General features: G+C 67.6%; 10 protein-coding genes and 1 pseudogene. 8 read left to right on the top strand and 3 right to left on the bottom strand.

The annotated features are described in order from the left end of the window. The first annotated feature begins 83 nt into the window (after window positions 1–83). Window positions 84–1,595 (top strand): PLP-dependent aminotransferase family protein, encoded by a 1,512-nt coding sequence (locus IB268_RS26165; RefSeq protein ID WP_367648240.1) that lies wholly within the window; start codon window positions 84–86, stop codon window positions 1,593–1,595. On the opposite strand, the gene IB268_RS26170 is transcribed toward IB268_RS26165, so the two are convergent. Further along, window positions 1,581–2,477, bottom strand: coding sequence for a DUF72 domain-containing protein (locus IB268_RS26170; protein ID WP_054453679.1), 897 nt, complete (start codon window positions 2,475–2,477; stop codon window positions 1,581–1,583). The genes IB268_RS26165 and IB268_RS26170 overlap by 15 nt on opposite strands. Window positions 2,478–2,596: 119 nt before the next feature. Between IB268_RS26170 and IB268_RS26175 the strand changes: the two genes are divergently transcribed. The 7 genes from IB268_RS26175 (at window position 2,597) to IB268_RS26205 (ending at window position 13,022) form a co-directional block, all read left to right on the top strand. After that, entirely contained in the window at window positions 2,597–4,702 is a 2,106-nt protein-coding gene (locus IB268_RS26175; protein ID WP_192355016.1) for an ATP-dependent helicase, read from the top strand. Between the two features lie 65 nt (window positions 4,703–4,767). Continuing rightward, window positions 4,768–5,772: a magnesium and cobalt transport protein CorA gene (locus IB268_RS26180; RefSeq protein WP_054453040.1), complete on the top strand. Its 1,005-nt coding sequence runs from the start codon at window positions 4,768–4,770 to the stop codon at window positions 5,770–5,772. A gap of 61 nt (window positions 5,773–5,833) precedes the next feature. Continuing rightward, on the top strand, window positions 5,834–6,496 hold the full coding sequence (locus IB268_RS26185; protein WP_054453038.1) for a thermonuclease family protein: 663 nt from the start codon (window positions 5,834–5,836) through the stop codon (window positions 6,494–6,496). Window positions 6,497–6,617: 121 nt separating this feature from the next. Further along, the gene (locus tag IB268_RS26190) at window positions 6,618–8,852 is read left to right on the top strand and encodes an ABC transporter substrate-binding protein (RefSeq protein WP_119450021.1); all 2,235 of its coding nucleotides are present in this window, start codon (window positions 6,618–6,620) and stop codon (window positions 8,850–8,852) included. Beyond that, window positions 8,849–9,826, top strand: a complete 978-nt coding sequence (locus tag IB268_RS26195) for an ABC transporter permease (protein ID WP_192355017.1) — start codon at window positions 8,849–8,851, stop codon at window positions 9,824–9,826. Before IB268_RS26190 ends, IB268_RS26195 begins: the two co-directional genes overlap by 4 nt. A 5-nt stretch (window positions 9,827–9,831) precedes the next feature. Next, window positions 9,832–11,328, top strand: coding sequence for an ABC transporter permease (locus IB268_RS26200; RefSeq protein ID WP_054453032.1), 1,497 nt, complete (start codon window positions 9,832–9,834; stop codon window positions 11,326–11,328). Then, complete coding sequence (locus IB268_RS26205) at window positions 11,325–13,022, top strand: ABC transporter ATP-binding protein (RefSeq protein ID WP_054453030.1); 1,698 nt, start codon at window positions 11,325–11,327, stop codon at window positions 13,020–13,022. Before IB268_RS26200 ends, IB268_RS26205 begins: the two co-directional genes overlap by 4 nt. Before the next feature lie 43 nt (window positions 13,023–13,065). Here the strand turns inward: IB268_RS26205 and IB268_RS26210 are convergent, their stop codons facing one another. Continuing rightward, a complete protein-coding gene (locus tag IB268_RS26210; RefSeq protein WP_054453029.1) occupies window positions 13,066–13,611 on the bottom strand; it encodes a MarR family winged helix-turn-helix transcriptional regulator in 546 nt (181 codons plus the stop codon). A 28-nt stretch (window positions 13,612–13,639) separates the two neighbouring features. Then, window positions 13,640–14,223: pseudogene (locus IB268_RS26215) on the bottom strand (hypothetical protein); the annotation flags it as partial.

A 14,223-nucleotide genomic window follows, 5' to 3' on the forward strand; every position in this document is an offset into this window, starting at 1 on the left:
AGCATGATGGGGCGGGAAAACCTTATTTAATGCTACGATGGCCCCATTTGTGGGAACCACTTTTATAAATCGGGTAGAACCAATTGCGGTCCATAGTCGGTGACTTGCTGCAGCTGCGGCTGGCGGACGGCTCCAGCGAGCCCATGAACAAGCGGCTGTACCGCGGCATCCGCGAAGCCATCCTGGATGGAGCCATTGCCGCGGACTCGCGCCTGCCCGCCTCGCGGGACCTGGCGGCAGAGCTCGGCATCGCCCGCAACACCGTGGTCCACGTCTATAGCCAACTGCTGGCTGAAGGCTACACCCGCAGTCGCCAGGGCAACGGCACCTTCGTCAACGCCTCGGTGCCGGATTCCTACCTGGCCAGCGGCCGGCGCAAGCGCCAGCCGCCGCCCGCGCAGCCGCGCCCGGCGCTGTCGCCGCGCGGCGCCGCCATCGTCGACGGCGTCTCGGCCTCGCCCTACCAGTGGGGCGCCTTCATGCCCGGCGTGCCAGACCTGACCGAATTCCCGCACAAGAAGTTCGGCCGCATTTTCAGCGCCCTGTGGCGCAATCCCTCGCCCGACCTGCTGACCTACGCCTACGGCGGCGGGCTGCCGGCCCTGCGCGAGGCGCTGGCGCAGCATCTGGCGCTGACGCGCTCGATCGATTGCGATCCCGAGCAGATCATCATCACCGAGGGCTCGCATCAGGCCATCGACCTGACCACCCGCATCCTGGGCGAAGCCGGCGAGACCGCCTGGGTCGAGGATCCTGGCTACTGGGGCGCGCGCACCGTGCTGCAGGCCAACGGCCTGCACACCGTGCACCTGCCGGTGGACGAGGAGGGCATGCGCCTGCCGGAGACCGTGGGCACGCCGCCGCGCTTCATCTTCGTCACGCCCTCGCACCAGTATCCGCTGGGGCCGGTCATGTCGCTGACGCGCCGGCGCCAGTTGCTGGCGGTGGCGCGGCAAAGCGGCAGCTGGATCATCGAAGACGACTACGACAGCGAATTCCGCTTCTCCGGCCGGCCCATCGCTTCGCTGTTGGGCTTGGAACCCGACGCGCCCGTGATCTACATGGGAACCTTCAGCAAGACCTTGTATCCGGGCCTGCGCGTGGGCTACCTGGTGCTGCCCAAGACCCTGACCGCCGCGTTCCAGGCAGCGCACGCCGAGCTCTACCGCGAGGGCCACCTGATGACGCACGCGGCCCTGGCCACGTTCATCTCGGAAGGCCACTACGCCGCCCACATCCGCCGCATGCGCATGCTGTACGGACGCCGCCGCGCCATGCTGGTCAATCTGATTGAACGCAGGCTGGGGCCGGATTGGCTGCATCGCGACGCCAGCATGGCGGGGCTGCATCTGGTGCTGACGCTGCCCGAGGACATGGACGATCTGCGCGTGGTGGATGTGGCGCGCAGCAAGGGCGTGCTTACGCGCGCGCTGTCGCGCTACTACGTCAACGACGAGGGCCGCCGGCCGGGCCTGCTGCTGGGCTATGCCTGCGTGCCGGAGCACGACATTGCGCGCAAATTCGAGGTGCTGCTGGACAGCCTGAACGAAGTGGCGCGCGCGTCCGTCGCGCTGGCGGCGTCAGGCGGGCGCTAGCGCCGCCGCGAAGGCCGCGGCGTTGCGCATGCCCTGGTCTTCGAAGTTGGTGTTGAACACCGCGTGCGCCTGGGCGCTTTGCGCCGCCAGCCGCGCGAAGCGCTCGGCCAGTTCGGCCAGCTCCTGTTCCGAGTATTCGTATTGGAAGCGGCCCGAGGACGCGGCGCCGGACACGTTCCAGGCGGCCGTATTGCGTCCGTGCAGGCGCAGCAGCGTCAGCTCCGGATGGGTGCACTCCCAGACCGCGGGCACGGTGTTGTCGAAGCCTTGGGGGCTATCGACCACCGTATGGACCACGCCGAGATCGCGTTCGAAGGCCAGGGTGTCCGTGGTGGCGGAGGGCGACTCGAACCAGCTGCGGTGGCGGAATTCCACCGACACCAGGTGTTCTTCCATGCGACGCGCGCAGTCGGCCACCCGCGCCCGGCCGCGCGCGTCGCGCCGGATCCAGGGCGGAAACTGGAAATGCACCGCGCCCAGCTTGCCCGTCATGCGCAAGGGTTCCAGCGCAAGCTGGTAGCGGCGCCAGAGTTCATCGCGCAGGTCGGCGGGCATGCGGTCGTGGTAAATGACGGGTTCCGGCCAATCGGGCAGTTCGCGCCGGATGTCCGCGGGCAGCGCGGATAGCGGCGTCTGATGGCCGGTGAACAGCCGGAAGGCCTTGATGTTGAAGACGAAATCGTCCGGCGTGCGCTGCGCCCACAAGTAGGCGTTTTCGGCCGTGGGCATGGCGTAATAGCTGGAATCGACCTCGGCCATGGGAAAGCGCGAGGCATAGAAGCGCAGCCGCGCTTCGGCGCTGCGGACCTCCGGCGGGTAGAAGCGGCCGCAGGCCAGCAGGGTGGGATCGGTCCAGGAGGCGGTGCCGGTCAAGAGGCGCATGGCCACAGGCGAATCAGACTTTATTGAAAAAATTCTGTATAAATATACAGTGTTCATCCGAAGCCCGGCAATGTCCGGGCTCGCCGTTTTCAGCGGCTGCCTTGCTGCAGCCCCGCCCCATGTCCGACCAAACCGATACGTCCAACCCGTCCACCGAACGCCCTGATCCCCTGGCCGATCTCAACCCCGCCCAACGCGAGGCCGCCGAATTCGGCGTGGCCGGCGCGCCGGGAGACGACGGCCCCCTGCTGGTGATCGCCGGGGCAGGCTCGGGCAAGACCAATACGCTGGCCCACCGGGTCGCGCACCTGATCCTGAACGGCGCCGATCCCCAGCGCATGCTGCTGTTGACCTTCTCGCGCCGCGCGGCGCTGGAAATGGAGCGGCGCGTGGGCTCGGTGCTGCAGCGGGTGATGAGGCTGCGCGCCACGCAGCAGGCGCCGTCGCTGCCCTGGGCCGGCACCTTCCACGCCATCGGCGCGCGCCTGCTGCGCGATTGCGCGCAACGCATCGGCCTGTCCGAGGCCTTCACCATCCACGACCGCGGCGATGCCGAGGACCTGATGGGCATGGTGCGCCACGAACTGGGCCTGTCGTCCACCAAGTCGCGCTTTCCGCTCAAGGGCACCTGCCTCGCCATCTATTCGCGCGTGGTCAACAGCCAGACCCCGGTGGCCGACGTGCTGAAGACCTCCTTCCCCTGGTGCGCCCAATGGGAAGACGAACTCAAGAACCTGTTCCGCGCCTACGTCGTGGCCAAGCAGGACCAGCAGGTGCTGGACTACGACGACCTGCTGCTGTACTGGGCCGAGATGATGGGCGACCCCGGCATCGCGGCCGACGTGGGCGCGCGCTTCGACCACGTGCTGGTGGACGAATACCAGGACACCAACCGCTTGCAATCCGCCATCCTGCTGGCGATGAAGCCCGACGGCCGCGGCCTGACGGTGGTGGGCGACGATGCCCAATCCATCTATTCGTTCCGCGCGGCCACGGTGCGCAACATCCTGGACTTTCCGAACCAGTTTCCCAACCCGGCCAGGGTCATCACGCTGGACCGCAACTACCGTTCCACCCAGCCCATCCTGAACGCGTCCAATGCCGTGATCGGCCTGGCCACGGAACGTTACGCCAAGGACCTGTGGACCGATCGCCAGTCGTCCCAGCTGCCCGAACTGGTGACGGTCAGCGACGAAGCCGGCCAGGCGCGCTGGGTGGCCGACCAGGTGCTGGCGCAGCGCGAAGGCGGGGCCACGCTCAAGTCGCAGGCGGCGCTGTTCCGCACCGCCAGCCACAGCGCCGCGCTGGAACTTGAACTGACCCGCCGCAACATTCCCTTCGTGAAGTTCGGCGGGCTGCGCTTCCTGGAGGCCGCGCACGTGAAGGACCTGTTGTCGCTATTGCGCTGGGCGGAGAATCCGCGCGGCCGCATGGCGGGCTTTCGCGTGGCGCAGTTGCTGCCCGGCATCGGCCCGGCCACGGCGGGCAAGCTGATGGACGCCATGTCCGCCTCCGCCGAACCGCTGCGCGCGCTGCGCGAATTCAAGCCGGGCGCGGCGGCGCAGGAAGAGTGGGGCGCTTTCGCCGATACGTATGCGGCCTTGTGCGACCCCGCGCTGAAATGGCCCGCCGACGTGGACCTGGCCCTGCGCTGGTATGGCGCGCAGCTGGAACGCCTGTATGACGATGCGCGCGTGCGCCGCGCCGACCTGGACCAGCTGGTGCGCATCGCCGCGGGCTACGGCTCGCGCGAACGCTTCCTGACCGAACTGACGCTGGATCCGCCGGACGCCACCAGCGACGAGTCCGGCGCGCCGCATCGCGACGAGGACTACATGATCCTGTCCACCATCCATTCCGCCAAGGGACAGGAATGGAAGGCGGTCTATGTCCTGAACGTGGTGGACGGCTGCATCCCGTCGGACATGAGCACCGGCACGGCCGAGGAAATCGAGGAAGAGCGCCGCCTGCTGTATGTGGCGATGACACGCGCCAAGGAACGCCTGCAGCTCATCGTGCCGCAGCGCTTCTACGTGCACCAGCAGACCGGCATGGGCGACCGGCACGTCTACGGATCGCGCACGCGCTACATCACCAATGCGATGCTGCCGCTGTTCGACCACCTGCCCAAGCTGCCGGACCTGCCGGCCGGGCGCGCCGCGCCGAAAGAGCCTCAAGCGCCCAGCGTGGACGTGGCCAAGCGGGTGCGGAACCTGTTCTCGTAGGCTGGGCTATCATCGGCCGATACGCATAAGCTGTCCGGCAGGGATCGCATTGCAAAAGGGTGTTTATGTCTACTGAAGAACATACCGCCGACGACTCGAAACGAGAGGTCGTCGCATCGATCGCCTATGTGAACGGACGGCGGGAACGCGAGGTTCCCATCGACGAAGTCGCCCAGTACGTCAGCCAGGACCACGGCATGCTGTGGATCGGCCTGCGCAATCCGCGCCCGGAAGTGCTGGCGAAGGTCGCCAGCGAACTCGGCGCCTGCGACAAGAACCAGGAAGAAATGCTGGAATCCCACCGGCGGCCGAAGATCATCGACTACGGCAACATGATCCTCATCGTCGCCATCACGGTCGAGGTCGAGGCCGAGCGCCCCATCTTCGGCGAGACCCAGTTCCTGATCGGCGATGGCTTTTTGGTCACGGTGCGGCGCGGCGCCACCGCCGGCCATAGCCCCTTGCGCGAACGGCTGGAAGCCTCGCCCGACCTGCTCAAGCGCGGCAGCGATTATGTGGCTTCCGAACTGCTGGACTGGCTGGTGGATCGCTATGTCGCGGCCGCCGGCAAGATCGAATCCGTGGTCGAAGGCGCCGAACAGAAGCTGCTGATCCGAGGCGCCAAGGACTCGGACATCCGCAGGCTGTACCGGCAGCGCCGCGACCTGCTGCGCATCCATACCGTGGTGTCGCCGCTGGCCGAAATCTGCCGACGCCTGGCGCGGGTCGAGATGTCCGCGGTGGACGAGCATGCCCGTCCGTATTTCGGCGAGGTCGCCGACCGCGTGCTGCGCGTGGATGAACTTTTCAACTCGCTGCGCGAATCCCTGGCCTTCGCCTTTGAAGCCAGCCTGATGATAGGCCAGGCCGCGCAGAACGACACCACCCGCAAGCTGGCGTCCTGGGCCGCCATCCTGGCGGTGCCCACGGCCATTGCCGGCATCTACGGCATGAACTTTGAATTCATGCCCGAACTGAAATCGCCCTGGGGCTATCCGATCACGCTGGGCGTCATCGTGTCGATCTGTTCGGTCCTGTATTGGCGCTTCCGCAAGTCGGGGTGGCTGTAGCGGGCGACTCCACGCCTCGCCTTTATGGCAAACTGCCTGCGTTTTCCTTCCTGGAGCCTGGCTGGTGCGTGGCAAATCCCCTTTACGCGGCGGCAGCAAGCTGACCGCCCTGATCGTCGCCGTGATCCTTGCGGCGGCAGGCGCCATCGTCAACTGGCTGCAGCCTTCGGGAAGAGAGGGGCAGGACCGGGCTGAACGGCCGGCGCCTTCAGCCCAGGGCCGGCCCGGCGCGACGCTGGCTGGCGGCATTCCGCAGGGCAGCTATACGCTTACCGGCATGATCGTCAACGTGGCCGACGGCGACACCGTGACGCTGCGCGCGTCCGACGGTCAGCACCGCATCCGCATGGACAGCATCGATGCGCCCGAAGAGGGCCACGGGTCCGACCAGCCCGGGCAACCCTATGCCGAGGCCGCGCGCAAGAACCTGGCCGGCCTGGTCGCGGGCAAGACGCTAAGCGCGCAATGCTACGAGAAGGACCAGTACGGCCGGGAAGTCTGCGCCCTGATCCTGGATGACGGCCGTTCGGCCAACCGACTGCAGGTGGAGGCCGGCTACGCCTGGGCCTATACGGCGCGCCAGGGCGACTACCTGCGCGACAAGGCCATGCCGGACCTGCAGCGCCAGGCCAAGGCGGCCGGGCGCGGCCTGTGGGCGCAGCCCGGCGCCATGCAACCCTGGAAGTGGCGCTACGACTGCTGGCGGCAGCGCCAGTGCGGCTGAACCCGCGCGGGCCGGCCCGGAACGCCGCGCCCGAGCGCCGCCAGCCCTGGGGGATGCCTGGGTATGGTCCTCGGCCCGTGTTTGCTATCCTCTGTCGCAACGATTCGAAGGGAAGGTTTCCATGCGTGCATTGAAGCGGCTCTGGGCGGCGGCCATGCTGCTGTCGCTGGCGTTGGCGGGCTGCTCGCAAGAAAGCCCCATCAACAGCCCCTATCCGTCCGGCGCCGAAAGCCAGAACACGCTATTTTCCGCCTTCGTCAAGCGATCTCCGAAGTACCTGGATCCGGCCAGCTCTTATTCCGGCGACGAGACCCCTTATACGTACAACATCTATGAGACGCTGTACGGCTACCACTACCTGAAGCGGCCCTACGAGCTGGTGCCGCGCGCGGCGGCGTCGATCGACCCGCCCGTCTACCTGGATGCGCAGGGCAATACGCTGCCCGCCGACGCGCCCGGCGAGCAGATCGCGCAAAGCATCTACGACATCAAGATCCGGCCGGGGGCGCGCTACGCGCCGCACCCGGCATTCGCCCGCAAGACCGATGGCAGCTACGACTACTTTCCGCTGGCGCCGGGCGAACTGGACGACAAGTTCTACATTCCCGATTTCCCGCGCACCGGCACGCGCGAACTGACGGCCGACGATTACGTCTACGCGTTCCGGCGCCTGGTCAGCCCGCGCGTGGTGTCGCCGATCTCCAGCCTCATGACCGAGCACGTGACGGGCCTGAAGGAGTATGCGGACCGGCTGCGCCAGCGCGACCAGGCGCTGCGGCAAGACATGCCGGGCGGTGCCGGTGCGCCCTGGCTGGACCTGCGCGAGGCCGACGGCTTTACGGGCGTGCAGGCGCTGGATCCGCACACGCTGCGCATCCGCGTGAACGGCAAGTACCCGCAGTTCAAGTACTGGCTGGCCATGACCTTCACCGCGCCCATCCCCTGGGAAGCGGACCGCTTCTACAGCCAGCCCGGCATGGCGGCGCACGACCTGTCGTTCAATACCTGGCCAGTCGGCACCGGCCCCTACATGCTGGTGGAGTCGCTGCAGAACCGCCGCCACGTGCTGGGCCGCAACCCCAACTTCCACGGCGAACCCTATCCCTGCGAAGGCGAGCCCGGCGACGCGGCCGCGGGGCTGCTGGCCGACTGCGGCAAGCCCACGCCCTTCATCGACCGCGCGGAATTCAGCGTTGAAAAGGAAGCCATCCCGCTGACCGGCAAGTTCCTGCAGGGCTATTACGACGTGCCGCAGATCGAGCGCGGCGAGTACGGCGTGGCCATGCTGGTCGCGGCCGGCGACAGCCAGGACAAGGCGCGCCTGTACAACGAACACGGCATCAAGCTGCCCACGACCGTCGAGACCGCCAACTGGTACATGGGCTTCAACTGGCTGGACCCGGTGGTGGGCAAGGGCGACACGCCGGAGCAGGAAGAACGGAACCGCAAGCTGCGCCAGGCCATCAGCATCGCCTTCGACTGGGAAGAGTACGTCGCGGTGTTCGAAAACAGCCAGGCTTCAGTGGCCTACGGCCCGGTGCCGCCGGGCGTGCTCGGCTACCGCGAACCGCCCGAGGGCGTGAACCCGGTGGTCTACAACCTGGTCGACGGCAAGCCCGTGCGCAAGTCCGTGGACGTGGCCCGCCGCCTGCTGGCCGAAGCCGGCTACCCAGACGGCCGCAACGCCAAGACCGGCGCGCCGCTGGTGCTCTATTACGACTCGATGCAGGGCGGCGGCTCCAATCCGCAGTTCGACTGGATGCGGCGCCAGATGGCCAAGATCGGCGTGCAACTGGACGTGCGCGCCACCGACTACAACCGCTTCCAGGACAAGATGATGCGCGGGTCCGCGCAGATCTTCCTGTGGGGCTGGAACGCCGACTATCCCGACGCCGAGAACTTCCTGTTCCTGCTGTACGGTCCCAACGCCAAGGCCAAGGGCGGCGGCGAGAACGCGGCCAACTACGCCAGCCCCGAATACGACCGCCTCTTCGAGCAGATGAAGTTCCTGGACGATGGCCCTGAAAAGGAACAGCTCATCGCCAAGATGACCGCCATCGTGCAGCGCGACGCGCCCTGGATGTTCGGCTATTTTCCGATGTCGGGCGGCGCCTACCAGCAATGGGTCGGCAATGCCAAGCCGACCCAGATGGTACGCAATACGCTGCAGTACATGAAGATAGACCCGGTCCTGCGGCAGCAGAAGATCGACGAGTGGAACTATCCGAGGTGGTGGCCCATAGGCCTGTTCGCGCTGTTGCTGGCGCTGGCGATATGGCCGTCGTATGTGGCGCTGAAGCGGCGTGAACGGCAGACGGCATTCGCGCCGGCCCTGGGCAAGGAGCATCAATCATGATCGGCTACGTGATCCGCCGGTTGCTGTACGGCGTGCTGATCCTGATCGGCGTGAATCTTTTCACCTTCATCCTGTTCTTCGCTGTGAACACGCCCGACGACATGGCGCGGCTGGCCATCGGCGGGCAGCGCGCCAACCAGGAAGCCGTGGAGAAATGGAAGGTCGAGCGCGGCTACGACAAACCGCTGTTCTTCAACGCCAAGGCGCAAGGCGCGGCGCAGCTGACCGACACGGTGTTCTACCAGCGTTCGGTGCCCTTGCTGGTCATGGACTTCGGCGCGTCCGACGGCGGACGCGACATCGGCCGCGAGATCAAGACGCGCATGGGCCCCAGCCTGGCGCTGGCGGTGCCTACGTTTTTCCTGGGACTCTTCGTCAGCGTTGTCTTTTCCCTGACGCTGGTGTATTTCCGCGCCACGCGGCTCGATTTCTGGGGCGTGGTGGTCTGCGTGCTGCTGCTGTCCATCTCCAGCCTGTTCTACATCATCGCCGGCCAATGGGTCTTTGCGAAGCTGCTGCGGCTGGTGCCGTTCTCGGGCTTTTCGGGCGGGCTGGACGTGGTCAAGTTCCTGGCGCTGCCGGTACTGGTCGCGATCGTGTCGCGGCTGGGTCCGGAGGCGCGCTTCTACCGCACCCTGTTCCTGGAGGAGATCGGCAAGGACTATGTGCGCACCGCGCGCTCCAAGGGCCTGGCTGAACGCATCGTGCTGTTCCGGCACGTGCTGCGCAACGCCATGCTGCCCATCCTGACCAGCACGGTGGCCGCGCTGCCGCTGCTCTTCATGGGCAGCCTGATCGCGGAGTCCTTCTTCGGCATTCCCGGCCTGGGCAGCTACACCATCGACGCCATCAACGCGCAGGACTTCTCCATCGTGCGCGCCATGGTGTTCCTGGGCGCCGCCCTCTATATCGTGGGGCTGATCCTGGCCGACATTTCCTACACGCTGGCCGACCCCCGCGTCCGATTCGAGTAGCCGCCATGCCCAAGTTCGTCTTCCTCTGGACCGATATCGCGCTGTGGCTCATGGTGCTGGGCGCGCTGGCCTATGTCTGGCATGTGCGGCGCAGCCCGAACCTGCGCGCGACCTGGGCGCGCGTGGCGCGCGACACGCCCGCCATGTGCTCGGCGGTGATTCTGGCCGCGTTCGTGGTGGTGGGTCTGCTGGACTCGGTGCATTACCGGCCGCTGCTGCCGCCGGCCCCCGGCGCGGCCGCCGACGCACCGCCGGCCTATGCGCCCGCGGTGCGCTCGGCGCTGGACGGGCTGCTCACCGGCTCGGTGCTGACGACGCCGGAAAAAACCTATTCCGAGCCCTTGGCGATACGGCAGTTCACCAAGGAAACCATGCTCGTCAACGACAAGCCGGTGCGCGACTTTCCCCGGCTGCGAGGGGCGGGCGTGCATCTGGAGGACGCCGATCGCGACCACCTGGGCGATGTCGCCAAGCGGCTAGGGCTGGGCCTGGCCGCAGGGCTTGCGGTGTCCGCCGTCGTGATCGGGCTGATGTATGCGGGCTTGGCCAGGCGGCGCGCCGCAAGGGCCGCCGAGGAGGCGGCTTCGGACGTGCCCTGGCGCGCCATGGCCGTCACCTTCACGCTGCTGTGCCTGACGGCGGGCGCCCTGGCCGGCCTGTCCAGCGGCTATCACGCGCTGGGCACCGACCGCATCGGCAACGACGTGTTGTGGCAGGCGCTCAAGAGCATCCGCACCGCGCTGGTCATCGGCAGCCTCACCACCATAGCCATGCTGCCGCCGGCCATCGTCTTCGGCATCGCCGCCGGTTATTTCAAGGGCAAGGTCGACGACGGCATCCAGTATCTCTACACCACCATCACCTCGATTCCAGGCGTGCTGCTCGTGGCCGCCTGCGCGTTGATGATGCAGGTGTACATCGACAATCACGCCGACCTGTTCGACACCTCGGCCGCGCGCGCCGACCTGCGGCTGTTCCTGCTCTGCATGATCCTGGGTTTCACGGGCTGGGCCGGGCTGTGCCGCCTGCTGCGCGCCGAAACCCTCAAGCTGCGCGAGCTGGAATACGTGCAGGCGGCGCGGGCCTTCGGTGTCTCGCACTGGCGCATCATGACCCGCCATCTGCTGCCCAATGTGGCGCATCTGGTCCTGATTACCGTGGTGCTGGAATTTTCCGGCCTGGTCCTGTACGAGGCGGTGCTGTCCTATCTGGGCATAGGCGTGGATCCCAGCATGAACTCCTTCGGCTCCATGATCGATGGCGCCCGTCTGGAAATGTCCCGAGACCCGATGATCTGGTGGAACCTCTTGACCGCATTCCTGTTCATGCTGGCGCTGGTGCTGGCCGCCAACCTGTTCGCCGACGCGGTGCGCGATGCCTTCGATCCGCGTACGCGCCGCTACAAGCCTGGCCGCATGGCGCGGTTCGGCCTGTTCGGCCGCGCACCGCGTACGGCCCTGGCGACCGATACGCGCCAGTCCCGTCCGGGAGATGCGCCATGAGCCAGGCTCCCTTGCTTGAAGTGCACGGCCTGGACGTCGATATCGCCGGCGAAAGCGGCATGACGCATGCGGTCAAGCGCCTGCAGCTGGCGATCTCCAGGCGCCAGACCTTTGCGCTGGTCGGCGAATCGGGGTGCGGCAAGAGCATGACGGCGCTGGCGCTCCTGCGCCTGCTGCCCGACGCCGGCCGCATCGTGGGCGGACAGATCGACCTGGACGGAGAAGACCTCAACCGCCTGCCGGAAAGCGCCATGCGCGGCGTGCGCGGCGGGCGCATCGGCATCATCTTCCAGGAGCCGTCCACCAGCCTGAACCCGGTCATGCGGGTGGGCGACCAGATCATCGAAACGCTGATCGCCCATACTCCCTTGCGTGGCGCGGCGGCGCGCGCCCGAGCCGTGGACTGGCTGCGGCGGGTAGGCATCCCGGAGCCCGAGCGGCGCATCGACGACTATCCCTTCCAGTTCTCGGGCGGCCAGAAGCAGCGCGTCATGATCGCCATCGCGCTGGCGGCCGAGCCTGTGCTGCTCATCGCCGACGAGCCCACCACCGCGCTGGACGTGACGGTGCAGGCGCAGGTGCTGGACCTGCTGGCCGACATCCAGCGGGAAATGGGCATGGCGGTGCTGCTGATCACCCACGACCTCGCGGTGGTGAAGAACGTCGCCCATCATGTGGCGCTGATGCGCGGCGGCGAGATCGTTGAAAGCGCCGACGCCGAGGAATTCTTCCGCGCACCCAAACATCCCTATGCGCGGCAGTTGTTCGAAGCGATCCCCACGTTTGAAAAGCGCGGCACGCCGCTCACGGCAAGCGGCCGCGAGGCCATGGCGCGCGACGAGGCCCGGCTGGCCGCCAGCGCCCAGGCGGGCGAAGCGGCAGTGGTGCTGGACGTGCAGGACCTGAAGGTCCATTACCCCGTGCGCAAGGGGCCGCTGCGGCGCATCGCAAGCTGGGTCAAGGCCGTGGATGGCGTGACCTTCACCCTGAAGGCGGGCGAGACGCTGGCCTTGCTGGGCGAGTCCGGCTGCGGCAAGACCACCACGGGCAAGGCGCTGCTGCGCCTGATCGACGGCGCGCGCGTTTCAGGCCGGGCCATGCTGCAAGGGCAGGACGTGCTGTCCGCGGACCGGCGCACGCTGCAGCGCCTGAGGCAGGACATCCAGATCGTGTTCCAGGATCCCTATGCCTCGCTCGACCCGCGCATGCGGGTGGGCGACATCCTGGATGAGGGGCTGGCGTCCCTGCGCAGCGGCATGGACAAGGAATCGCGCCGCACGCACGCCGCAAGGCTGATAGAGCGTGTGGGCCTGCCGTCCAATACCCTGGCGCGCTATCCGCATGAATTCTCGGGCGGCCAGCGTCAACGGATCGCCATTGCGCGGGCGCTGGCGGTCGAGCCCAAAGTGTTGATCTGCGATGAGCCCACATCGGCGCTGGACGTTTCCGTGCAGGCCCAGATCCTGGACCTGCTGCGCGAGCTGCAAGCAGAGTTGGGCATCGCCTACCTGTTCATCACGCACAACTTCGGCGTGGTCGAATATCTGGCGGACCGCATCGCCGTCATGGACGGCGGGCGCATCATCGAATTGGGACAGGCCGATGCGGTTCTGCACGAACCGCGCCAGGACATGACGCGCAGGTTGCTGGCCGCGGTGCCGCGCCTGCACTTCGGGCCGCGCGAAGCGGCCTGATCGGGCGTTCGAAGCAGCGGGGGCGGAGGCCCCCGCCGTCTTGCTACCCGGCCTGATGCGCGCTGCCTGTCTCCAGCCAGGCCAGGGTGTCGCGCTTCAGGCTGCGGCCGCAACGCGTCAGGAACGCATGCACTGCCTCAAGTTCCGCGGTGTCATACCCGCGCGCCGTCGTGGCGATGGCCTCGGCGATCCACTGCCGTTCCTGCGCCAGCGCCTGGCACGATTCCTCGACCGGCCGGATCACGATCATCCGGCGGTCCAGCGGGTGGCGGCCGCGCTGGACATAACCGGCCGCCTCCAGCCGGTTGATCAAGGCGGTCGCGCCGCCGGAGCTGATGCCCATCAACTGAGCCAGATGGCCGGTTGGAAGCGCATCGAACTCCATGACCAGCTCCAGCGCCTTCAGATCCGCCAGGGGAATGCCCAGCTTCTCCGCCAGGGCCGACTGGCATGCCGCGTTGTAGGCGGCGAACTGCCGGCCCAGCAGCAGGACGATTTCGTCCAGCATGCCGGACCGCCGGTTGCTTACTGCTGATTCAGCCATGCCGGTCACATGCTCGTGGTGAAAGTAGGTCTGTTGTTGCAGCATGATGTGGGTTCCTGGCGGTTGCGATGGATTACTTCTTGCCGGCCAGGCCGCCGAGCAGTCCGCCCAGCAGGCCGCCGTTGGCGGTCCCGCCGGAAGACCCGCCCGCCGCCGTGCCGCCCGTCAGGCTGCCCGTCACCCCGCCCAGCAAACCACCGAGCAGTCCGCCGTTGGCCGCGCCGCCGCTCGTGCCGCCCGATCCTCCCGAACCGGCGGGTGCGCCTGCGGCAGCGCCCGCGCCGGCCCCGGCGCCGGCCGCGACGTTTACGCCTCCGACCAGCCCGCCCAGCAGGCCGCCGCCGTTCGTGCCGGCCGAGGCGCCCGCGCCCGCCGCAGCCCCGCCGGCCGTGCCAGCCACCGCTCCGGTCACTCCGCCGAGCAGGCCCGTCACCGGCGCCAACGCTCCGCCATTGGCGCCGCCGGTTGCACCGCCCACGGCCCCGGTCACGTTGCCGAGCAGGCCCGTCACCGGCGCCAGCAGTCCGCCGTTGGCGCCGCCGGTTGCGCCGCCCACGGCTCCGGTCACGTTGCCGAGCAGGCCCGTCACCGGCGCCAGCAGTCCGCCATTGGCGCCGCCGGTTGCGCCGCCCACGGCTCCGGTCACGTTGCCGAGCA

The organism is Achromobacter sp. ACM01 (assembly GCF_014851745.1).
Lineage (GTDB): Bacteria > Pseudomonadota > Gammaproteobacteria > Burkholderiales > Burkholderiaceae_B > Achromobacter > Achromobacter aegrifaciens.